The sequence below is a fragment of the Flavobacterium bizetiae genome (genome assembly GCF_024271895.1).
Lineage (GTDB): Bacteria > Bacteroidota > Bacteroidia > Flavobacteriales > Flavobacteriaceae > Flavobacterium > Flavobacterium bizetiae.
This window is the reverse complement of the sequence record NZ_CP091861.1, coordinates 5712052-5735644: the sequence shown is the minus strand read 5'-3', so window position 1 is coordinate 5735644 and position 23593 is coordinate 5712052. Positions and strand designations below refer to the sequence as shown.

Genomic DNA, 23593 nt, shown 5'->3' with positions numbered 1-23593 from the left:
TTAAAATAGTTGGTGAGAAAGAAAAAAAAGCACTTAATTTGCGACCAAGTTACGGGCGTAGTTCAAGGGTAGAATAGCGGTCTCCAAAACCGTTGATGGGGGTTCGAATCCCTCCGCCCGTGCAATAAGATTTATTTTTTACCGCAAAGAGTGCAAGGAATTAATCTAAGATATTTTTAAGAAAAAGAAAAGTTCGCAAAGCTAAATCAATATAAAGCTTGCGAACTTTTTTGTTTTAAAATCCAGGACTAAAAAATCCTAGCGTTCCTTGCGATAATTTTTTTGTCAAAAAGCATAAAAAAAAGCTTCGTCTGAAATAGGCGAAGCTTTTTTTAATATAAGGTAAAGTTGAATTAATAATTATTTATAAAGCCGAAGCTAACCCTTAAATTCAATTTTGATTGGTGATAATTTAATTTCCAATTTTGGAACTCAAATTTACTATAAACTAAAACGTAATAGTCTTAAAATTATACTAAATTTCATTCGTTCGTTTTAGATTTTTAATAGTCTCATTTTTAATAAAGTGACAATTTGACATTTTCTAAGATTTGGCAGTACTTTTGCAATCCAACAGAAAGAATAAAAAATGAAGTTTAAGAATATTTTTAAAAATAAAAGTAATATGACTACGGAAAATACAGAGTTCGATCAGGAATTAGATGATGTAACGTTAGAGAACAATGCAAACGGTGAACAATTAATTGTTGAAGAATTAAGTGTTGAAGAGCAATTGGCTCAAGACCTTGCAAAAGAAAAAGATAAATTCTTGAGATTATTTGCTGAATTTGAAAATTACAAAAAAAGAACTTCAAAAGAGCGTATCGATTTGTTTAAAACTGCAAACCAGGATGTTTTAGTAGCAATGCTGCCTGTTTTAGATGATTTTGACAGAGCGATTGTAGAAATCAACAAATCTGAAGATGAAAACCTTAAAAAAGGTGTGGAGTTGATTCATGAAAAATTGAAAAATACTTTGGTTTCTAAAGGTTTAGAGCAAATTGAAGTAAGAGCAGGTGATGCTTTTAATGCTGATTTTGCTGAGGCAATTACCCAAATTCCAGCTCCGTCTGAAAAATTAAAAGGGAAAATTGTTGATGTTATTGAAAAAGGATACAAATTAGGAGACAAAATTATTCGTTACCCTAAAGTTGTTACCGGAAACTAAAAAATGCAAATAAAATGTTTTGAAGTTCAGGAGTTTAAATTACTGAAGTTTAAAATTTAAGATTTGGAATTTATTCAATTATGAAAAAAGATTTTTACGAAATACTTGGCATTTCAAAAAATGCTGACGCTGCTGAAATTAAAAAAGCGTACCGAAAAAGTGCATTGAAATATCACCCGGATAAAAATCCAGGCGACAAAGAGGCAGAAGAAAACTTTAAATTAGCTGCAGAAGCTTATGAAGTTTTAAGCGATCCTAACAAAAAAGCAAAATACGATCAATACGGACACCAGGCTTTTGATGGTTCTGGAGGTTTTGGTGGTGGCCATGGTGGTATGAATATGGATGACATTTTCAGCCAGTTTGGTGATATTTTTGGAGGCGGATTTGGCGGTTTCGGTGGAGGCGGAGGCGGAGGCCCTCGTCGTGCTAAAGGAAGTAATCTTCGAATTAAAGTAAAACTGACTTTAGAAGAAATTGCAAATGGTGTTGAGAAAAAAGTAAAAGTAAAACGTAAAGTTCAGGCTAAAGGAGTAACATACAAAACATGTTCGACTTGTAATGGTCAGGGGCAGGTAATGCGTGTTACGAATACTATTTTAGGAAGAATGCAATCTGCGTCAACTTGTCCTACTTGTGGCGGTTCTGGTCAGATTTTAGATAAAAGACCATCTGAAGCAGATGCTCAGGGAATGGTTCAGGAAGATGAAACAGTATCAATTAAAATTCCTGCTGGAGTTGTTGATGGTATGCAATTGAAAGTTTCTAATAAAGGAAACGATGCTCCGGGAAATAGTATTCCGGGAGATTTAATTGTAGCTATCGAAGAATTAGAGCACGAATTCCTGAAACGTGAAGGAGAAAACGTTCATTATGATTTGTATATCAGTTTCCCGGAAGCAGTTTTAGGAGTTTCTAAAGATATCGAAGCAATAAACGGAAAAGTTCGTATTAAATTAGAAGAAGGAATTCAATCCGGAAAAATCTTAAGACTAAAAGGAAAAGGTATTCCAAGTATAAACGGTTACGGAAGCGGAGATTTATTGGTTCACGTAAATGTATGGACACCAAAAACGTTGAATAAAGAGCAAAAACAATTTTTTGAAAATGCTTTAACTGACGATCATTTTATTCCGAGCCCTGAAAAATCAGAAAAATCATTTTTTGAGAAAGTAAAAGATATGTTTTCATAAACTAAACTTTTCAAAAAAGAGCATATAAATTTTAAAACCCATTCTAATGCAAATTTAGAATGGGTTTTTTGCGTAATTATACAAAGATTCGCTACGAATTATTTACTTTTACAGGCTGTTGATCATAATGATCAAACTGAAGCAGAAAATCTTAAATATAGCATGAGCAACTTACTCGAAGTACATAAAGTCGTAAAACAATACGGTGATTATGTAGCGCTTAACGAAGTTTCATTAAATGTACCAAAAGGCAGTATTTATGGCCTGTTAGGACCTAATGGAGCCGGAAAAACTTCTCTTATCCGAATCATTAATCAAATTACTTTACCGGATAGTGGTGAAATAATTCTTGATGGAGAAAAATTGCAGCCCAAACACGTGCAGACTATTGGTTATCTTCCTGAAGAAAGAGGATTGTATACTTCTATGAAAGTAGGAGAGCAATGTTTGTATTTGGCACAAATGAAAGGACTTACTAAAGCGGAAGCAAAATTGCAGTTAGAATACTGGTTTGAACGTTTAGGAATTCAGGGTTGGTGGAATAAAAAGATTCAGGAACTTTCGAAAGGAATGGCACAAAAAATTCAGTTTGTGGTTTGCGTATTGCATAAACCCAAATTATTGATTTTTGATGAGCCTTTCTCCGGATTTGATCCTGTAAATGCAAATGTAATCAAAGATGAAATTTTGGCATTAAAAGAACAAGGTGCAACAATTATCTTTTCTACACATAGAATGGAAAGTGTTGAAGAACTTTGTGATCATATTGCTTTAATTCATAAATCGAATAAATTAATCGAAGGAAAACTTAGCGATGTAAAACGTCAGTTTAGAACCAATAGTTTTGAGGTGGGAATTCTGACCGATAATGTCGAAGGTTTAATGTACGATATCACACAAAAGTTTACCGTTTCGCCGGCAAGTTTTAAATCATTAAATGATGATCTAAAATTAGACATTCAGATTGGTAATGCAACACCAAATGAGTTATTGAATATCTTAACACAACGCGGACAAGTAACACATTTCGTAGAAAAAATACCGAGTGTAAACGATATTTTTATTCAAACAGTAACTGAAAACAAAAATTAAAATTTCAAAAAATAAATTCCAAATTCCAATGTGAGAGCGATCCAAATTGGAATTTGGAATTTGAAAATTAATATATTTATGAGCATCATTTCGTTGATTATAAAAAGAGAGTTTATTGCAAAAGTTCGTAATAAATCTTTTGTTGTCATGACTTTCTTAAGTCCGTTATTGTTTGTCGCAATTGCTGGATTTATTGGGTATTTGAGTTCGATGAAAGCCGAAACGAAACGTATCGCAATTCATGACGAAACGGGTTTATTTGCAAATGATTTTGTAAAACAGAATAAAAAAGATGCAGCATTTAAATATCTTAACTTATCTGAAATTGACACTAAAGCATTAAAAGACAGTATCACCAATGAAAGTTTTGACGGTTTAATTGTCATTCCAAAAACAAATAATCTAAGAGATTTAGAAAGTAAAATTGAGTTTATTTCGAATAATAGTCCGAGTATTTCTTTTATTGAAAAAACGCAGGATGTTATTGCAGATAAAATTACCAAAATAAATCTTGATGCAGCAAAACTGGATACTTTAGCGATTCAAAAAGCACAATCGGCGGTTAATATTCATTTGATAAAAGCTTCTGGCGAAGAAAGTCTAAAAGGTTTAAATGAGATCAAAATAGGTATTGGCGGAGCATTTGGTTATTTGATCATGATGTTTATTATCATCTACGGAAATATGGTAATGCGAAGCGTGATTGAAGAAAAAACAAACAGAATCATTGAAATCATTATTTCATCGGTAAAACCATTTCAGTTAATGATTGGTAAAATCATCGGAACATCGCTTGCGGGATTATTACAATTTATGATCTGGGCCATTATTGGTTTGGGATTAATGTATGCGGCTTCGGCATTTTTTGGAGTAAATGTTGGTCCAACGGCCAGAATTTCGCCAGAATTAATGCAGTCAGCCCAACAAGAAATGACAGGAACAGCTCAAATGTATATTAGTGAATTATGGAATTTGCCTATTGCCAGTATTATTATTGGTTTCGTAATTTATTTTATAGGAGGATACTTTTTATACAGTTCGTTTTATGCAGCAATTGGAGCAGCAGTTGACAATCAAACCGATTCTCAACAATTTCTTTTGCCTATTTTAATGCCGCTTATTTTAAGTGTTTACATCGGATTTTTTACAGTTGTCAATGATCCACACGGAACAATTGCGGTTGTATTTTCTATGATTCCGCTTACATCGCCAATCGTAATGTTAATGCGACTTCCGTTTGGAGTGCCGTGGTGGCAAATTGCAATTTCGGTATCATTATTGTTTGCTACGTTTTTCCTTGTTGTCTGGTTCGCCGCAAAAATTTACCGAATTGGTATTTTGATGTACGGCAAAAAACCAACCTGGAAGGAATTGTATAAATGGCTTAAATATTAATTTTTTTAAGTTGCTAAGGTTCTGAGGTACTAAGACGCTAAGTTTTTTAGCTTCTTGTAGGAAAACCTTAGAACCTTAGCAACTCAGAACCTTAGAACCTCAAAAGAAATGAGCAAAATACTAATTATAGAAGACGAAGCATCGATCAGAAGAGTTTTGGTAAAAATCTTATCAGAAGAAAATGATACGTATCAGGTAGATGAAGCAGAGGATGGAGTTGCTGGTTTGGAAAAAATAAAAAACAACGATTACGATTTGGTTTTGTGCGATATCAAAATGCCAAAAATGGACGGTGTTGAGGTTTTAGAAGAAGCAAAAAAAATTAAACCTGAAATTCCTATGGTTATGATTTCTGGTCATGGCGATATGGAAACTGCAATTCATACCATGCGTTTAGGCGCTTTTGATTATATCTCAAAACCACCTGATTTAAATCGTTTACTAAATACAGTTCGTAATGCTTTAGACAAAAAACAACTGGTAGTTGAAAATAAAATCCTAAAGAAAAAAGTTAGCAAGAATTACGAAATGATAGGCGAGAGTGAGTCAATTAATCATATTAAAATGATGATTGATAAAGTGGCTCAAACCGAAGCCAGAGTTTTGATTACGGGACCAAACGGAACCGGAAAAGAATTAGTAGCACATCAATTACATGAAAAAAGCGAACGTGCTAATTTTCCGTTAGTTGAAGTAAACTGCGCGGCGATTCCAAGTGAATTGATCGAAAGCGAATTGTTCGGTCACGTAAAAGGCGCTTTTACATCAGCTGTAAAAGATCGTGCAGGAAAGTTTGAAGCAGCAGATAAAGGAACTATTTTCTTAGATGAAATTGGTGATATGAGTCTTTCGGCGCAAGCCAAAGTATTGAGAGCTTTGCAGGAAAGTATGATTACGAGAGTTGGAGCTGAAAAAGATATTAAAGTCGATGTTCGTGTTGTGGCTGCAACCAATAAAGATTTGAAAACTGAAATTGCTGAAGGCCGTTTCCGCGAAGATTTGTACCATCGTTTGGCTGTAATTTTAATTAAAGTTCCGCCATTAAACGAACGACGTGATGATATTCCGGCTTTGGTCAGACATTTTGCTGAAAAAATTGCATCAGAACAAGGAAACGTGGTGAAGGTATTTTCGGCGCAAGCCATAAAATTATTGCAAGAATACGACTGGACTGGAAACATTCGTGAACTTCGAAATGTAGTCGAAAGATTAATCATTTTAGGAGGAAACGAAATTTCTGAAACCGACGTAACAATGTTTGCAAGCAAATAGTGATTTTAGAATCTAAATTCTAAAATCATAAATCTAAAATTAGAATATGAAACTAAAAAAAATAAACGAAAAATTACAAGACGCTTTAATCGAAAATGGTTTAACTGAGGCAAATGTTTTGCAGCAGGAAACTTTTTCGACGATAAAAAGTGGTGCAGATTGCATTATTCTTTCTCCGGCAGGAAGCGGAAAATCGACTACAATTGTATTGAATGTTATTCAGCAATTGTCAGGTCATACAGAAGAATCTCCACGTGCTTTAATTTTTGTTGAAGATAAAGCCAAAGTGTTAGAAATGGAAGCGCTTTTCGAGAAGTACGGAAAATATTCTAATCTTGAAGTTTACGGTGTGCACGATAAAGGTGATATGGATTATGATAAAAACTACATTTCGACAGGAATTGATGTTTTAATTGGTACGCCAAATAAACTGAGCGATATGTTTACGACCGCAGGTTATAATGTAAACCGCTTGAAAATGTTTATTATTGATGATGCAGATCCTATCTTAAAATTACGTCATGAAACTAAAATCATGCGTATTTCGAACAGTATCACAAAAACGCAACGTATTATTTTTGCTGAAACATTGACAGAACGTATCGAAATTTTGGCTGATAAAATGATGCTTGAGCCTTATTTGTTTGATATGGATGAAGAAGGTGAAGAAGAACTTGACGAGGAAGAAGACGATATTCAGGAAGAGGAATAAAAGTGGCAGTTTTCAGTCGCAGTCACAGTCTCAGTCGCAGTCTGAAAACTGTGACTGCGACTGAAAACTAAATAAATTCAAAATAATTACAAAAATAGAATGTTATGGGATTAATGAAAGTATATTCAGGAAGTGAAGTTTTGGCACTTGCTTTACAAGAAAGATTAGAAGAAGCAGGAGTAGAAACGACTAAAAAAGATAATATTCAATCTGCTCGTTTAGGAGGTTTTGGACAATCTGATTTAGCGGTTGAGGTATTTATTCAGGAAACAGATTTTGCAAAAGCAAATCCGGTTATTGAAGAATTCAGAATGAGTATCTAAAGGAAGTTTTCAGTCTCAGTTTTCAGTCTCAGTAGAGAACTGTTTACTGCGACTGAAAACTGAAAACTAAAAAATATGCAATATAAAATGCTAGTGCTCGACATGGATGATACCTTGTTGACAGACGATCATAAAATTTCAGATTTAAATAAAAAAGTACTTCTCGAAGCACAGGTAAAAGGAGTTCATGTAGTTTTGGCCTCTGGCCGTCCAACATCAGCAATGACAGCTTATGCTAAAGAATTGCAGCTTGATTTATATGACTCTTATATTATTTCCTTTAATGGAGCTATAATCAGCACGGTAAAAGATGATCTTGTATTGTTTGAGCAATGTTTAACTCCGGAACAAATTCATGATTTATACGATTATAGTGTAAAAATGAAAACGCACATCATTACCTATATTAATGGCGAAATTGTAAGCGAAACCGATTCGGAATACATCGACATCGAAAAAGAAATTACGGGATTACCACACAATAAAGTTCCAGATTTTAAAGCAGCAGTTACTAAACCTGCTGTAAAATGTATTTTATTGGCAGAACCTTCTTATCTGAAAGAAGTCGAAGCTGACTTAAAAGCTACCATGCCTCATTTGAGTGTTGCGATGTCTAAACCTTTCTTTTTAGAAGCTGCTCAAAACGGAATCGATAAGGCGGCGAGTTTAAAACTTCTGGCTGAAAAGCTAAACATTCATCAAAGTGAAATTATTGCTGTAGGAAACGCAGGAAACGATCTTACTATGATAGAATATGCCGGACTTGGAGTTTGGGTTGATAATGTAACGCCAGAATTGCGTGACAGAGCTGATCTTATTGTAGCCTCAAATAATAATGACGGAGTTGCCGAAGTAGTGCAGCGTTTTATTTTAAACTAAATTGTTTTTGAGATGAAAGAACCAATAGAAACCGACCGTTTACTTTTAAGAGAATTGCTTTTTTCAGATGTTGATGGATTATTCGAGTTAGAATCTAATCCAAATGTGCATTTGTTTGTAGGGAATAAACCAGTTACTCATATTGATGAATGTCGTGCTTATGTTGAGTTTATTCATCAGCAATATAAAAATTTTGGTACAGGCCGCTGGGCAGTAATCTTAAAAGAAACCAATGAATTTTTAGGATGGTCCGGAATAAAATTCATTACAAATGAAATCAATAATCATAAAGATTTTTATGAAATTGGATATCGTTTCATCGAAAAACATTGGGGAAAAGGATATGCTACCGAAGCCGGAAAAGCTTTTATAGATTATGCTTTTAATGAAATGAAAGTAGAAGCATTGTATGCTTATGCAGATGCTGGAAATGAAAACTCAAGAAAAATTCTGGAAAAGCTTGGTTTGCGCTATGTGAATTCTTTTGAATATGAAGGAGAACTGGAAGTTTGGTACGAGTTAAAAAATCCAAACCTATAAACACCTAAGAAATGCGTTCTAAATCTTTGTAATCTTATCTCGTTAAGAATTACAAAGATTTAGAAAACAGCTCGTAGATTCTAATACTTACTATTAGAATTATTTTTTAGCTACAGAAACAAAATATTTATTTCCGTCACCCATTGTTAGTTTTACACGCTCGTCGCAAAGATCGATTGCAAAATTGGCACTTTCGTAACAAGTACAAGTAGTGTTTTTGTCTTTAGACATTTCAGTTTTACAATTGTTGTTTTTAAAAGTCGACAATTGCGGTGTATACAAACTTACTAAATCAGTAGAAGCTGTAACTAATGAAATAATACTTGCTGAATTATTATTAGTAATTCTATAAACAATTCTATCAGTATAATTTACCTCATTTACCGTTACTTTACGAATATAAGTGTAAGCTGTTGAGCCTTCACTCGGTTCTTTAACTTCAAATTTAAATCCAACCGCACGGATTGCAATATCAAATTGAGATTGAGAGTTTAAGCTCGCCCAAGTTGTCAATGTACTAATAGAAGGAAATGGATTAGCAGCTGGAGCAGCAGTTTGCGCTTGCGAGCTAAAAATGGTTAAGAACATCAAGCAGATTGTGGGTAAAAATGCTTTCATATGGATTTTTAATTTATAATTTTCGCCTACTCTTTCTGGTTTTCGGCCTTCCCATTTTTTATAACAACAAAACAACAACATAACGAGGGAAAATCAAAATTGTTATGCCGATTTATTGTTTAAATAATATAATTTTTACGCACTGTTTTTATAGCAGGTGAAATTAGTTTTTATGAACGAATTAAACAAAGTTAAATGTAAGAAAATTTGAATTTAATCGATAAAAAAATGTATTTAATCGATGATATTTGCATTTAATCGATAATTTTGTCATTTTATTCTTATTGAAATTAAGAATTACTTTTTTTATAAATAAAATTTATTTCTTATTTGTTTGGTTTAACCTATAGTTTTTTAGGATAGACTAAATATTGGTTTGCTTCAAAATATTGATATATAGTACATTATTGATTTTATTTTAAAGAATATTGTACGTAAATTTGCAAACTCTTTAAAAGAGATGTAAATATAATATCTTACTACTTAAAACGTAGTTTATTCTCATGGAAAATAGAAAAAAAGTTGCCTTTTATACGCTTGGTTGCAAACTGAATTTTTCAGAAACTTCTACAATTGCCAGAAACTTTAATGACGAAGGTTTTGACCGTGTTGATTTTGAAGAAATCGCCGATATATATGTTATTAATACCTGCTCAGTTACTGAGAATGCTGATAAGCAATTTAAGCAGGTGGTAAAAAAAGCAATGAAACTCAACGATAAGGCTTTTGTTGCAGCAGTAGGTTGTTATGCACAATTAAAACCCGAAGAATTGGCCGCAGTTGATGGTGTCGATTTAGTTTTGGGCGCTACAGAAAAATTTAAAATTACCGACTATATCAACGATTTGAGCAAAAACGACATGGGAGAAGTTCACTCTTGCGAGATTGCCGAAGCTGATTTTTATGTAGGCAGTTATTCTATTGGAGATCGTACCCGTGCTTTCCTGAAAGTTCAGGACGGATGTGATTATAAATGTACGTATTGCACCATTCCGTTAGCAAGAGGAATTTCAAGAAGTGATGCTTTAGAGAATGTCTTGCAAAATGCCAAAGAAATTTCAGCTCAAAACATCAAAGAAATTGTTTTAACCGGAGTAAATATTGGAGATTACGGAAAAGGAGAATTCGGAAATAAAAAACACGAACATACTTTTCTTGATTTAGTTCAGGCTTTAGATAAAGTTGACGGAATCGAACGTTTGAGAATTTCATCAATCGAACCTAATTTAATGAAAAACGAAACGATAGAATTTGTTTCTAAAAGCAGAACATTTGTTCCGCATTTTCATATTCCGTTACAATCCGGAAGCAATGATATTTTAAAATTAATGAAACGCCGTTACTTACGTGAAGTATATACAGAACGTGTAAACAAAATTCGCGAAGTAATGCCACATGCGTGTATTGGTGTCGATGTAATTGTTGGTTTCCCTGGAGAAACAGATGAACACTTTTTAGAAACCTACCATTTTCTTAACGAAATGGATATTTCATACCTGCACGTATTCACTTATTCTGAAAGAGATAATACAGAAGCAGCCAATATGCCAGGAATTGTTCCTGCCAACGTAAGAGCAAAACGTAGTAAAATGTTACGCGGATTATCCGTTAAAAAACGTCGTGCTTTTTACGAAAGTCAATTAGGATCTAACAGAACTGTTTTGTTCGAAAGTGAAAATAAAGAAGGATACATTCACGGTTTCACCGAAAATTACGTAAAAGTAAAAACACCTTGGAATCCTGAATTAGTAAATACATTACAAGAAATCAACTTAACAAAAATCGACGAAGACGGAAGCGTTCGTTTAGAGTTTTTAAATAAATTGGCTGAGGTTTAAATCTAGTTTGATAAAACTATTTTTTTTCAGGAGCTAATCCCGCTATCCGTTCCAATCTTTTGTGCCGAACACCGGCACAAAAGGATTTCCACTTCTATCGGGGCTAGGGCAATCATTGTCATAATAATATTTCCGTGCGATTTGTCATTGCGAGGAACGAAGCAACCACACTAATAATAATCACAAAGATATACGCGATGAGATTGCTTCGTTCCTCGCAATGACAAAAAAAACAGAAAAGCCCTTTGTAAAAAAGGGCTTTTCTGTTTTCGATAACTTTGTCAAAGTTTAAAACTTTGACAAAGTTGAATATTAGTTGTTTTTAAAATAAAAGTTACTTCTGATCTTCAGGAATCACCAACTTCAATGAATTAATATAATCCGTATCAAACTCAATAACCCTGATTTTCTCTGGATTAAAACTCAATTCACCACCAAACTGACCTTTTATATCCAAGAAGTCAATAGTAAGTTCTTCGTCGTTTAGTTCCAGTAATTTTCCTAAATAAGCTGATTTAGCTGATTTTTTCGAAATCTGAAAAATACCATATTTGTTATTCACATAATTAAGGATCGAACTCAAATCGCGAATAGGAATAATATCCTCGGCATTTGTTTTTAAACCTTTCAGGCGAATTACTTTTTCAGTAAATTGAAGATCATGATCTCTGTGAACTTCTTCGATGTTTTTGTTTTTCAAAATCACATAACCATCCAATATAAAATCTTCGGGATTATTTCGAAGCAAAATCCAGTCATCAGAATAATCAATAAGGAACCCGGTAAAAATCTCTTTTTTATCCGTAAATTCTATTGCAATTAATTGTCTTAAATATTGTTCCATCTTATTTTTTTTAAAATTCCAATTTAAAAATTCCAAATTCCAATTTGTTGAAATTTTAACCTACTCGGGGAATTGGAATTTGGAATTTAAAAGTTTGAAATTTAGTTGTTTACTTTTAAGGATTCGTAGACCAGATACTACTGTTTTTAATAAAAACACGACGGCTTAACTTCAATTGCGCGATAATTAATTCGGCAATATCTTCAGACTGCATTACTTTATCCGGGTTTCCGTCAGTTAATTTTAAGTCCAGAGCCAAATCTGTAGCAACCGTACTAGGCGTTAAAGCTGTAACACGAATGTTGTGTTTTCTCACTTCCTGCATCAAAGAATCGGTTAATCCAAGAACAGCAAATTTCGATGCACTATAAGCACTTGTTAATGCGTTTCCGTTTAGTCCCGCTGTCGAAGAAATATTAATGATATCACCTGTTTTTCTTTCGATCATATTAGGTAAAATAGCGCGTGTTGTATAATACGTTCCCATTAAATTTACCTGAATGATTTTTTCCCACGCAGTTGGTTCTAATTCCATGAAATTTCCAAAAGCAGCGATACCGGCATTATTAATTAAAATGTCGATTGTTTTAAATTCAGCGAAAGCTTTTTCTACAGCACTATTAATAGAGTTAATATCAGAAACGTCAGCAGATAAAGCCAAAGATTTTACGCCCAAAGCAGCTGTTTCTTTTGCTAATTGATCAACATCAGCCTGAGTTCGTGAAACTAAAATTACGTTTACACCTTCATTAGCAAGTGCGATTGCAATCGCTTTTCCAATTCCTTTTCCAGCTCCGGTAATTAAGGCATTTTTATTTTTTAAGTCTGTCATGATTTATTTTTTAGAAATGCAAAAAGCATCATTTTAGTAACACAAAAATACAGTTTTTGCTTCCTAAAACGATGCTTTAAGTTATTTTCTTAATCTAAGTTTAACAACTTATTTATTCTTTCAGAACCATATCGATACACATTACTGCCGCCAGAATTAATTGTCTAAGCGGACTGTCAGGTGTGACACTTTCTTCGATTTGCAGTACATAATTATCAGCGCTGGTAAAAAACTCTTTACCCATTCCTGCCCATTTTTTGCTTACCTGAGCCAATTGTTTATTTTCATGGCTGAATTTAAAATCCCAACCCGTCCATTTTCCCTGAAGTGTTGCTGCGGTTTTTTCGTTTTTGTCCAGAATTTCAAATTTTCCACCAATCGAAAATAATTTTTGTTTAAAGGTTCCCACTAAACGATCTTTCTCATCAAAAACTTCAACAGTCGAACGTAACCAGGCAATACCACGTTTTACCGAAATTAATTTTTCGCCCGAAGCAGTTGTAATTTCAATATCAAAAGGTGTCATTCTTTTATAATCTGTAAAGCGGAATACTTTAGTAAAAAAGCCCAGATTATTTTCTCTGCAATTCATTATAATCTGATTGGTTTCAGGATCATAAATGTCATAATTGTTAGCAGCTTTAAACATTCCGATATGTTCTTTTACAAGAAATAGATTTTGATTTAAAATAGGGTTCATTAAATTTTATTTGATGTTGATTTGTATTTTTTTTTACTTGAATAAGTTTTGAAGGATTTTCAAAAGGAGGTCAAATGTAAAAATAATTTTGTTAATAAATCAATATTAAATAGGTTTGAAATTGACGAAATTGAAATCGTTATTCTTTTTCTTTTAATGTAATAATAATAACTCCGTTCATAGCATTGCTTCCATAAATAGAAGTCGCTTCGATTCCTTTCAAAACTTTAATGCTTTCAATATCGTTAGGATTTACTTTAGAAAATTTATTTGCACTTATCAAAGTTCCGTCCAAAATGTATAGTGGTTCATCTACATTTGAAATAGATTTTGAACATACAATTCTTATGGTTGAAGTTTTATTTTGAACCAAATTTGAAGGAATTTTTACTGCAGGAATTGTGTCCTTTGTTTTTGTAAAAGGTTTGGTTTCTATTTCTGTAGGCTTTTTTTCTATATGGTCTTTAGAAATTGTTTTTTCCTGCGCTTTCGCTACGAAACATATAAGCATAGAAAATGCTAATGAAATAAACTTTATGTTTTTCATGATCGAAATTTTAAATAAATTTTGGAACTAATCTTTGTCAAAGTTGAGAACTCTGACAAAGATTTTAAGATTGAATTCTGAGTTTTTATTCTATTTTTTAGGAGTTGGTTTTCCTGTTTTTGTTGTAATAATTACAACACCTTTTTTTCCTTTATCGCCATACTTAGAGGTGGCCTCTAAGTCCTGAAGCACAGTGATGGTTTTAATTTCCTGTTTGTTCAAAGGTGCATAAGGACTTGTTGGGTTTGTACCAAATAAATCATTTTCAGAATAATAAATCCCGTCTATAATATATAACGGAGCATCTAAAACTACTAAAGAATCTACATTTTCGGGTTGCAAATTAGGAAGTTCTCTCTGCATCATCTGATCTCGTTTTGCATCGTCGCTGTGTGATATTGCATTTCCGTTAAGGATAATTAATGGAGTACTTTTTTTTGCCATTTGCGGTTGCTTATCTGAAAACCCAACTCTGGCCGATTCTCTTTCTGTGGTTTTATAGGAACTGTAACCCTGAACAGCTTTGTCTTTAGAAAGCGCATTTTCATTTTCGGTTGAATGATCTTCTTCTATTGGTGCAGTAACAACAGCGTCAGCAACAGGTGCACTAGCAGATTGAGATATTGCAGGCTCATAATAAGCAGGGGCTTCATAGCCATTTGCTACGACCTCTTGTTGTCGTTTTATTTGTTTGTCTAAAATTTTAGCAGCCTCGGCTTTTGGTACTATTGGTGACTCTGATGAAACAATGGTACTATTTTTTTCTATATCAGAATTTTGATTCATTTCATCCTTTGATTCGGTAACGACAACTTCATCACGTGAAGTATTCATTACCTTATCTGATTTTATAAACTGAGATCCTATCGAAATTAGTAATAATACAGAAGCTGCAATGGCAATCTTTTTCCATAATGAGATCGCTTTTTTGTCTTCTTTTTTATCGAGTTTTTCTTCAACACGGGCCCAAACTTTATCCATTCCGGGAAAGTCCTTTTGCTCCGAGTTTTCTGCGGCTTTTTTAAATTTATCGAATATTTTATCTTGATTGTCCATGACTATTTTGCTTTTTGGTAATACAGTTTATTTACTAAATCTTTTAGCTTGGTTTTAGCGGCATTCAATTGTGATTTTGATGTGCCTTCAGAAATGCTTAGCATTGCCGCAATTTCTTTATGGCCAAAACCTTCTATAACAAAAAGGTTAAAAACAGTTTTACAGCCGTCTGGTATATGGTTTAGTAAATTAAGTAAATCTTCTTCTTCCAGCGTATTGATCTCATCCGTAAAAGGTTGCGAAAGCAATTTAACATCATCAAGATACATATTAAAATTGGTGTTTTTCTTGATGGTTGCCAAACAATGGTTAACCGTTATTTTTCGCGCCCAGGCCTCAAAAGCCAGAACTTCTTTTAGTTGTTCCAGTTTTGTAAATATGGTATAGAAAGCGTCAGCCATAGCTTCTTCTATTTCTTCTTCCTTTTTTAGGTATCGTTTGCAAAGGCGATACAATTTTGGAGCCATATGCTCATAAACCTGACGCTGAGCATCTCGGTTCATTTTTTTGCAGTTAGAAATTAGCGTTTCGTTTATCACAATTGTTGTCTTTATACTAAAGAGGGTTAAAAAGATAAAAAGGTTGGGACGGTTATTAAATTTTTTTTAAAGGTTCTAAGTGGCAAAGGTTCAAAGGTACAGAGGTTTTTTGTAGAGACGCACTGCTGTGCGTCTTCGCCCAATGCGTCTTCGTTTTATTGTTTTATTGGCGGATATTCTTTGCGCGAGACGCACTACTGTGCTTCTCTACATTATTATAGGAGTCATTGCGAGGAACGAAGCAATCTCATCCAGTATTTTTTTTGACTAGCAAATTTGCTTTTGTTAGTGTAGTTGCTTCGTTCCTTGTAATGACAAAAACTGAGATTAATTTTTATCTTTCATGTTTCTATACCAATTTTCTATTTTTTTAACAGATTCTTCATCTGTTTTGGGATTACAATTCAAACCCAAATTAATTTTAGTATTTGAGATATAAGAGTTTAAAAAAATTATTGCAAAACCTCCAACCTCAGCATTTTCATTCGAAATAAAAGAGGAAAATACATTCATATACCCACAACACTTTTCACGAGAATTCATAATCGACATTAAATATTCGACATCATTTGATTTTACCCAATTTTCAGGAAAATCCCCCACCATAGATATACTATTTATTGGTGTTTTATTATATCTTTCTTTAAAAAGTTCAATGAATGATTTTGGATCTAAATCTTTTGGTGATAGCTTTTTATAATATTCCTTTTTTGTTTTATTTATTTTAAAATTATAAAATAGATAACTGCCACTCAAAAGAATGATAATTACTAACAAAGGAAGAAGTATTTTTCTCATGAAAGTTATTATTACTTAATCGGCAAGGTCAACTTAAAAATTTTAGTTTCTAACAAGTCAGTGTCATTATCTTCACAAAGCAAAAACTCGATTTTGTTGTTTTCTTTTTTATAGAAAGTCAATCCTTCGAATTTATTGGTTGAGGTGATTTTTTGCGTAAAATCTATTTTCATGGTTTTAAGATCGATTCGGCCAATGAAACTTCCTAAGATTTCTCCGTCGTCGTAAGTTGATTTGGTGTCTTCGGTGGTTGAAAGGAAATAGATTTTATCTTCGACCAAAATGGCATCGGTAAAACTGGAACGAATGCCTTTTATTTTTGGCAATTTATAATTGGTAGCAACCAATGCAAATTCTTCTCCCAAACTTTTGGCATGAATGGTAAAAATGGTGTTTTTGTTTGAGATTCCGTTGCCGCGATTGAATAAATACCAGTTTTCGCCATCGAAGATTGCACCTTCAAGATTAAAATCTTCCGGTTTTATTTCGCCAAAACTTTGCATTAAACCGTATAAATCGACCAGATTATTTTTTTGTAACACCTTTTTGTTTTTTAGATCGAACTCAATCATCTTGTTTCGGTTTTCGGTAGATCCGGAACCAAATACAAATAAGGTATCGTTATGATGCGTTAGGGATTCAAAATCTGGTTTTAAGTTTTTAGGGATATTTTGTGTTGGATTATCAATTAAAGCATGTTGGTTTAATTGCTGATTTTGCATATTGTATTCGTATAAAAATCCGCTGTTGTCGCCAATGATATATAATGAATCGTTATTGAAAAATAATCCTGATGCAGAACCGATGCCTATGATTTGAAATAATATTTCTAATGTGAATTTTTCCATGAATGTTTTATTTTGAAAGCTTTTTTATCTCGACTTTATCTTTTTAAATATATTGTTTTTTTCTGCTTCTGATGTTATTCTTTCAAGAATGTCAATGATTAATTTACTTTTTAAGTTGATGTTGTGCTCGTAGTTTATATTGTATAATGTTTCGTTTGAGAAATTTTCGTTTGTTTTTTTTAATTTAAAATGATCGAAGACCTTTATTACTGCATTATTTTTATTGATCATTTTGAAAACTTGATATCTTGAATGGGAAGCTCTCAAAGTTGATGTTTGTTTATTTTTATTAGATGAAATTTTATATTCAAATGGTTTTATAATTTCTTTTTGGATTAGATTTTTGTTTGAAAAATAAATATCCCAAAAATTATTTTTTGAGACAATGCTTCCACGATATTCGAAACAGGTATTTATTTTTGTTAAAAATGTTGTTCCCTTTTCTTTCCAGAAAACATATGCGGGTTCGTATTTTAGTTCATCTGTGCAAGTTTCTTCGTCATATATTTTAGAGGCATCATATGTTCGTTCGCATCCAACACAATAATTTTCATAAATGCAGATTGTGTCAATTTTCTTTGATTGGAGATCTTTAATGAAATTAGAAGTTAATTGATCTATGCTATATTCTTTATCGGTTTGTGAATTTGCAATTAATGTTATAAATAAAATACTGAAAACTAAAATTCTTTGAATCATCATATATTCTTCGGTTTAATGAAGGTCTTTTTAAAAACCAATGCCTAGCCCTGATAGCAATGAAAATACTTTGAAGAGAAATTGTATTTTTTCCTGACAGAACAAAGCGACCGGAGGAAGCTCTTGTTATGGCTTTGGAAAAAAACAGTTTATCGAAAAGTATTGTAATGAATAGCAGGAATATGCTTCGTAAAATTAGTATATTTATAATAATTAAAATGAAAGATATATGAAATCGATAGATCCGAATGATTTTAAAGTTACTGATAAAATAAAATTATCTAAAATTCCGACTTTGCTAAAGGTAAATGGTGATGATGATGACAAGATTGAAAAGCTGGATAAGGTGCAATCGAAATTGAGCAAACAGCAAGATACGATGTATGCTCATAACAGATACGGCGTTTTGATTTGCTTGCAGGGCATGGATACTTCGGGCAAGGATAGTTTGATTCGGGAGGTTTTTAAGGAGTTTAATCCGCGTGGTGTTGTGGTGCATAGTTTTAAAACGCCAACTTCGACAGAGTTAGAGCATGATTATTTATGGAGACATTATATGGCTTTGCCTGAAAAAGGAAAGTATGCAATTTTTAATCGTACGCATTATGAGAATGTTTTGGTAACACGTGTGCATCCTGAATTTATTTTGGCGGAGAATTTGCCGGGAATTGAAACGGTTGAAGATATTCCGAAAGATTTCTGGAAAGACAGAATAGAACAAATTAATAACTTTGAAAAGCATATTTCGCAAAACGGAATTATTGTGCTAAAGTTTTATTTGCATTTAAGTAAAGAGGAGCAACGCCAAAGATTATTACGCCGACTGGAAAAGGAAAAACATAACTGGAAGTTTTCTTTGGGAGATTTGAAGGAACGCGGACATTGGGATGAATATCAGGAATATTATGAAGAGGCAATAAACAAAACATCGACTAAAGATGCTCCGTGGTATATTGTTCCTGCTGATGATAAAGAAATGGCGCGTTATATTGTAGCCAAAATTATATGGGAAGTAATGCAGAAACATACTGATATTAAGGAACCTGAGCTGCCTGAGGATATTCAGGAAAATATAGGAATTTATAAAAAACAGTTAGAAAATGAGTCTTAGAAATAAGGCTCTTTTTTTTGCTTCAATGTTATTGTAAGTTTATGAATGTTTTGTATTACTAATTTAATGTTAATTTTTTTTGCATAAAGACGTGATTTTATGCATAGTCTTATTTTTTTGATAATATCGAAGTCATTTTAAGTTAAAGAGTAGGGGTTTACTTTGTAAAAAAAATAAAACCAATTTTTAGCTAATGAAAAGAATTATTCTACCCCTGGTTATCTTGGGTTCGTTGATTGCATCTTGTAATGATAACGACTCTAAAGACGAAACTGAAACACCAACAAGTGTTGTATTGAAGGATCAATCTGTAACGCCAAGTTTATTGAAGGCACAGGCAGGTTTTGAGAGTTTGAAAATCTATTCTCTTTTTAGTTCAGATGATGTATTTCCGGACAGTCCTAAATTTGTTTTTGGAGGTTCTGCCGATGGTTCAGGTTTATTGAAAAACACTGACGGAACTTTTACTTTTTTGGTAAACAACGAGGACAATTTTGCTGTTTCCAGAATTACACTTGACAAAACATTTAAACCTACTAAAGGAGAATATTTGTTGAACTCTAGTGGAGGAACATGGAGATTATGTGGTGCAACTATGGCTACAAAAGAAGAGCATGGTTTTGGACCGGTTTATTTAACTTGTGGAGAGTCTGGAGAAGAATCTCGCACGCATGCATTAGATCCTTACGGAAGTGTAGGTTCTGCATCTGTATCTAAAGAATTATCTGGTTTTGGTCGCTTAAGTGCTGAGAATGCTTTACCATTACGTACATCTGCCTACAAAGGGAAAACGGTAGTTGTTATTGGTGATGACGATTCTGGAACTTACGGAGGTCAGGTTTTTATGTATGTATCGAATGCTGTAGGGGATTTAACTAGTGGTTCTTTGTACATGCTAAAAAGAAACGATGATAACCAAAGAGAAAAAGATATTGAGGTTAATAAATCATACCCAGTTTCTTTTGTAAAAATCGACAATCATACAACGCTTACAGGTGCGCAAATCAATGCATCAGTAAATACTCTAAAAGCGATTAAATTTGGTCGTGTAGAAGATTTAGATTACCGTAAAGGTGGTGATGCTGCTGATCGTGAATTGTATTTTAACGTAACAGGACAAAATACAACAGGAACAAATGCTGATGGTTCTAGAACTAAATACGGTAGAGTTTACAAATTAAACCTGGATGCTGCTGACCCATTAAAAGGAACTCTTGAAGTTATTCTTGACGGAGATAACCGTTCTGGAATTGCAGGTAAATTTCAGAATCCGGATAACATTTGTGTAACTAAAAACTACGTTTACGTTCAGGAAGATGCTAACGGATATGGTGATGAAACTCACGATGCTTACATCTACCAATACAATATTGCTACAAAAGCTTTGAAAGTTGTGGTAGAATTAGACCACCGTCGTACAGCGACTGATGCTGCGAAATATAACGTAGGCGGAACTTCTAAATTTGGAGATTGGGAATATGGTGCTTTGATCGATGTATCGGATCAGTTAGGTATTCCGGATACTTTTATGTTGAGCGTTCAGCCACATACATGGACTGGAGATAAATACTTAAGTCCTGATGGAGGAACAAATCGCCCGAAAGAAAATCAGGCAAGTCAAATATTAGTACTTAAAGGTTTAGCGAGATAAATTTTTAAGTCATTATAAAACAGTCATCCACTATTTCTATTTGAAGTAGTGGTTTCTGTTTTTCTGAATATTCCTCTTTTTAATTTTTATTAGATCATGAAAAAAATATATTGTTTGTTCTTTCTGGTTGTCTTTGTCGCTTGTCAGAAAAAAAGCAAACATCAGGAAGTTAATGAATTATTTCAGTCAGATATTACTTTGTTGATTGAAAAAGTAGCCAAACTAAAATATTCGGTACAAGCAGATTCTACTGAAGCGCAAATTCAGCGACAATTTCTGGAAGCGCATAAAAGCTATAAAAAGGTAGAAATGATAAGTGAGTATTATTCGCCAGCAGTTTCTAAATCGATCAACGGTCCGGCCATTCCTGAGTTTGAAGAGAATGATAAAGTAACCGTTGCACCCGAAGGTTTTCAGGTTATTGAGGAATTGGTTTTTCCTAAATACGATACAGGAAATAAAAAAGAATTACTACAGGAATTAGGAGTGCTGACGGCAAATTTAATTCGGTTAGAAAAAGTTTCGAAGTCGAATGAACTAACCGATGCGCATGTTTTTGATGCCATGCGATTAGAAGTGTATCGAATTATTACTTTAGGAATTACAGGTTTTGATTCTCCTGTTGTTTTAAATTCAATTCCTGAAGCATTTGTAGCTTTAGAAACAATCGAAAAGTATTATAAAGTTTATCTTGAAAATAAATCAGTTTCAAACTCTAAAGAGGTGCTTGAGGTTTTAGAAAAAGGGAAAAAGTATTTACAAACCAATACCAATTTTAATGCTTTTGATCGTGCTTATTTTATAAAAGAAGTTTTAAATCCGTTGAGTAAAGGAATTTACCAAACGCAATCTGAATTGGGAATTCCGTTTATGAAAGAGCAAAGAGGTTTGAGAGTAACAGCTCAAACTTTATTCGATAAAGATGCCTTTGATCCTGAAGCATTCTCAGGTTTCCCGGATTATAAAACAACGCCGGAGAAAATTGCTCTGGGCAAAAAGTTATTCAATGATCCGGTTTTATCAGGAAACAATACACGTTCTTGTGCGTCATGCCATCATGCGGAAAAAGCTTTTACAGACGGATTAGAAAGAGCGGTTTCGCTTGACGGAAAATCAATGATTCAGCGTAATACGCCAACATTAACAAATATTGCTTTTCAGCGCGTATTTTTTGCAGATTCAAGAGTAAGTTATCTTGAAGATCAGGCAGTAGCGGTGATTAAAAATGAAAACGAAATGCACGGATCTTTAGAAAAGTCGGCTTTGGCGATTCAAAAGAATAGTGATTATGTGAAGGATTTTAAAAAGGCTTTCCCGAAAGGAGAAATTAATGAATTTGAAATTAAAAATGCTTTAGCTTCTTATATTCGTTCGCTGAGTCATTATGATTCTAAGTTTGACGAATACATGCAAAACAAAACCCAACTTACAGCAGATGAAAAAGCAGGTTTTAATTTATTTGCCGGCAAAGCCAAATGTGCAACTTGTCATTTTATTCCGTTAACCAACGGAACTGTTCCGCCAAATTTCGATCGCTCTGAGAGTGAAATTTTAGGAACTCCAAATAAAGCTAAAAAACTCGACGGAGATCTAGGCAAGTTTGTAATCACACAAGCTGCGATTCATAAATACTCGTTTAAAACTCCTACGATAAGAAACATAGCGCTTACAGCTCCGTATATGCATAATGGTGTTTATAAAACGCTCGAGGAGGTAATTGATTTTTATAATGAAGGCGGAGGATTAGGTTTAGGATTCGATCTCCCAAACCAAACTTTACCGGAAGACAAATTAAATTTATCTGATGTAGAGAAAAAACAGCTTATTGCTTTTATGAGAACTTTGACGGATAAGAAGTATTTGGAGAAAATAGAGAATAAAAAATAGAGGATAGAGTAAAGAAATTAGCTTTGCGTGTTTATTTTACCGCAAAGCACGCAAAGATTTTTTACCATAAGATTTTTATAAAACGCAAAGTTCACAAAGCTGGTTTAATACAAAGCTTTGCGAACTTTGCACATTCTTAGCGTTCTTAGCGGTTAAATTTTTCAGCCACAGATCCCACAGATTTTTAAAAATTAATTCGTGCTAATTCGTGAAATTCGTGGCAAAAAAAATAAAATAGTTCCATTGGTCAAAACAACAATGTAGTTCATCAAACTAATTTTAATAGCGTTTTAGGTTTGTGCTCCTTTGCATCAAATTAATAAAAACTATTATCATGAACATGAACAAATTATTATTGCTTACTACAATTTTCGTATTAGGATTAGTTGCTAAAATGAATGCACAATCTCCGCTTCCTATTCATATTGGTATAAAAGGAGGATCTAATTTTTCTGAACTGCCGGTGTCAGATGGCTTTAGTTCAAAATACGCTGTAGGTTATTTTGGTGGTGCAGTGGCTCGATTTGATTTTAAAAGATTCTATATTCAGAATGAAATCCTGTATAGCGAGAAGTCGTCTAAAATTGATAAAACTTCAGGAACCGCATCTAAAAATGCAAAATGGAGAAGTATCGAAGTGCCTTTGGTTATTGGATACAAAGTAGTTGATCTTGCCGCCTTAAATGTCAGAGTTTTTGCTGGTGGAGTTTATTCTTATGTTTTGGATGAAAACTTTTCATCATTAAATCAATTAAAAGATTCGTACAGAAAATTCGATAAATCTAATATTGGATATCAGGTTGGGGCAGGAGTTGAGGTCTGGAAATTTACTGTAGATTTTACCTATCAGGGCGGATTAAATAATGTGAACAAAAATTTCAGTTCAAAACCTAATTCATTCAATGTAGGTGTTGGTTATTTTTTCTTGTAAGCCTACATTTTATCACGCGATCCTATATACAGCAAAGAATCTTTTTGGTTCTTTGCTGTTTGTTTAAAAAATATAGGGTTAATTTTGAATATAAATTTTCTTATAAATTATTGAGATGGT

At 33.2% G+C, this 23593-nt stretch carries 24 protein-coding genes and 1 tRNA gene; 15 read left to right on the top strand and 10 right to left on the bottom strand.

Annotation, left to right across the window (positions count from 1 at the left end):
- Positions 1–51: 51 nt before the first annotated feature.
- The 10 genes from L0669_RS23605 to L0669_RS23560 all read left to right on the top strand — a co-directional run bounded on the left by L0669_RS23605 (position 52) and on the right by L0669_RS23560 (position 8574).
- A tRNA-Trp gene (locus L0669_RS23605) sits at positions 52–122 on the top strand.
- A gap of 467 nt (positions 123–589) precedes the next feature.
- Positions 590–1168 (top strand): nucleotide exchange factor GrpE, encoded by a 579-nt coding sequence (locus tag L0669_RS23600; RefSeq protein WP_173971700.1) that lies wholly within the window; start codon positions 590–592, stop codon positions 1166–1168.
- A gap of 80 nt (positions 1169–1248) precedes the next feature.
- Positions 1249–2361 (top strand): molecular chaperone DnaJ, encoded by a 1113-nt coding sequence (gene dnaJ / locus L0669_RS23595; RefSeq protein WP_173971701.1) that lies wholly within the window; start codon positions 1249–1251, stop codon positions 2359–2361.
- A gap of 162 nt (positions 2362–2523) precedes the next feature.
- Positions 2524–3453, top strand: coding sequence for an ABC transporter ATP-binding protein (locus tag L0669_RS23590; RefSeq protein WP_263760378.1), 930 nt, complete (start codon positions 2524–2526; stop codon positions 3451–3453).
- Positions 3454–3531: 78 nt separating this feature from the next.
- Positions 3532–4848, top strand: a complete 1317-nt coding sequence (locus tag L0669_RS23585) for an ABC transporter permease (protein WP_263760377.1) — start codon at positions 3532–3534, stop codon at positions 4846–4848.
- A 108-nt stretch (positions 4849–4956) separates the two neighbouring features.
- On the top strand, positions 4957–6120 hold the full coding sequence (locus L0669_RS23580; protein ID WP_263760375.1) for a sigma-54-dependent transcriptional regulator: 1164 nt from the start codon (positions 4957–4959) through the stop codon (positions 6118–6120).
- 46 nt (positions 6121–6166) lie between these two features.
- Positions 6167–6832 (top strand): DEAD/DEAH box helicase, encoded by a 666-nt coding sequence (locus tag L0669_RS23575; RefSeq protein ID WP_173971705.1) that lies wholly within the window; start codon positions 6167–6169, stop codon positions 6830–6832.
- Between the two features lie 104 nt (positions 6833–6936).
- Positions 6937–7155 (top strand): putative signal transducing protein, encoded by a 219-nt coding sequence (locus tag L0669_RS23570; protein ID WP_072961853.1) that lies wholly within the window; start codon positions 6937–6939, stop codon positions 7153–7155.
- A 75-nt stretch (positions 7156–7230) separates the two neighbouring features.
- On the top strand, positions 7231–8034 hold the full coding sequence (locus tag L0669_RS23565; RefSeq protein ID WP_263760373.1) for a Cof-type HAD-IIB family hydrolase: 804 nt from the start codon (positions 7231–7233) through the stop codon (positions 8032–8034).
- 12 nt (positions 8035–8046) lie between these two features.
- The gene (locus L0669_RS23560) at positions 8047–8574 is read left to right on the top strand and encodes a GNAT family N-acetyltransferase (RefSeq protein ID WP_263760371.1); all 528 of its coding nucleotides are present in this window, start codon (positions 8047–8049) and stop codon (positions 8572–8574) included.
- Positions 8575–8673: 99 nt separating this feature from the next.
- Here the strand turns inward: L0669_RS23560 and L0669_RS23555 are convergent, their stop codons facing one another.
- Complete coding sequence (locus L0669_RS23555; RefSeq protein WP_173971709.1) at positions 8674–9192, bottom strand: hypothetical protein; 519 nt, start codon at positions 9190–9192, stop codon at positions 8674–8676.
- Positions 9193–9695: 503 nt separating this feature from the next.
- Between L0669_RS23555 and mtaB the strand changes: the two genes are divergently transcribed.
- The gene (gene mtaB, locus L0669_RS23550; protein WP_263760369.1) at positions 9696–11030 is read left to right on the top strand and encodes a tRNA (N(6)-L-threonylcarbamoyladenosine(37)-C(2))-methylthiotransferase MtaB; all 1335 of its coding nucleotides are present in this window, start codon (positions 9696–9698) and stop codon (positions 11028–11030) included.
- Positions 11031–11364: 334 nt separating this feature from the next.
- On the opposite strand, the gene L0669_RS23545 is transcribed toward mtaB, so the two are convergent.
- From L0669_RS23545 to L0669_RS23505, 9 genes are all read right to left on the bottom strand, one after another.
- Positions 11365–11874: a hypothetical protein gene (locus L0669_RS23545; protein ID WP_263760367.1), complete on the bottom strand. Its 510-nt coding sequence runs from the start codon at positions 11872–11874 to the stop codon at positions 11365–11367.
- A gap of 115 nt (positions 11875–11989) precedes the next feature.
- Positions 11990–12706, bottom strand: coding sequence for a 3-ketoacyl-ACP reductase (locus tag L0669_RS23540; protein WP_173970608.1), 717 nt, complete (start codon positions 12704–12706; stop codon positions 11990–11992).
- A gap of 112 nt (positions 12707–12818) precedes the next feature.
- Positions 12819–13406 carry an LURP-one-related/scramblase family protein gene (locus tag L0669_RS23535; protein ID WP_263760365.1) on the bottom strand — a complete coding sequence of 196 codons (588 nt, stop codon included), beginning with the start codon at positions 13404–13406 and terminating at the stop codon, positions 12819–12821.
- Between the two features lie 139 nt (positions 13407–13545).
- Positions 13546–13953: a TonB-dependent receptor plug domain-containing protein gene (locus L0669_RS23530; RefSeq protein ID WP_263760363.1), complete on the bottom strand. Its 408-nt coding sequence runs from the start codon at positions 13951–13953 to the stop codon at positions 13546–13548.
- A gap of 90 nt (positions 13954–14043) precedes the next feature.
- On the bottom strand, positions 14044–15009 hold the full coding sequence (locus L0669_RS23525; RefSeq protein ID WP_263760361.1) for a hypothetical protein: 966 nt from the start codon (positions 15007–15009) through the stop codon (positions 14044–14046).
- A 2-nt stretch (positions 15010–15011) separates the two neighbouring features.
- Positions 15012–15512 (bottom strand): RNA polymerase sigma factor, encoded by a 501-nt coding sequence (locus tag L0669_RS23520; protein WP_173970612.1) that lies wholly within the window; start codon positions 15510–15512, stop codon positions 15012–15014.
- A 363-nt stretch (positions 15513–15875) separates the two neighbouring features.
- Positions 15876–16346, bottom strand: a complete 471-nt coding sequence (locus L0669_RS23515; RefSeq protein ID WP_263760359.1) for a hypothetical protein — start codon at positions 16344–16346, stop codon at positions 15876–15878.
- An 11-nt stretch (positions 16347–16357) separates the two neighbouring features.
- Positions 16358–17194 (bottom strand): DUF6929 family protein, encoded by an 837-nt coding sequence (locus tag L0669_RS23510; protein WP_263760357.1) that lies wholly within the window; start codon positions 17192–17194, stop codon positions 16358–16360.
- A gap of 24 nt (positions 17195–17218) precedes the next feature.
- Entirely contained in the window at positions 17219–17896 is a 678-nt protein-coding gene (locus tag L0669_RS23505) for a hypothetical protein (protein ID WP_263760355.1), read from the bottom strand.
- A gap of 226 nt (positions 17897–18122) precedes the next feature.
- On the opposite strand from L0669_RS23505, the gene L0669_RS23500 reads away from it, so the two are divergent.
- The 4 genes from L0669_RS23500 to L0669_RS23485 all read left to right on the top strand — a co-directional run bounded on the left by L0669_RS23500 (position 18123) and on the right by L0669_RS23485 (position 23473).
- A complete protein-coding gene (locus L0669_RS23500) occupies positions 18123–19004 on the top strand; it encodes a PPK2 family polyphosphate kinase (protein WP_263760353.1) in 882 nt (293 codons plus the stop codon).
- A 193-nt stretch (positions 19005–19197) separates the two neighbouring features.
- Entirely contained in the window at positions 19198–20655 is a 1458-nt protein-coding gene (locus L0669_RS23495; RefSeq protein WP_173970617.1) for a PhoX family protein, read from the top strand.
- Positions 20656–20751: 96 nt separating this feature from the next.
- Entirely contained in the window at positions 20752–22542 is a 1791-nt protein-coding gene (locus tag L0669_RS23490) for a cytochrome-c peroxidase (protein WP_263760351.1), read from the top strand.
- A gap of 334 nt (positions 22543–22876) precedes the next feature.
- On the top strand, positions 22877–23473 hold the full coding sequence (locus L0669_RS23485; protein WP_263760349.1) for a porin family protein: 597 nt from the start codon (positions 22877–22879) through the stop codon (positions 23471–23473).
- Positions 23474–23593: the final 120 nt, after the last annotated feature.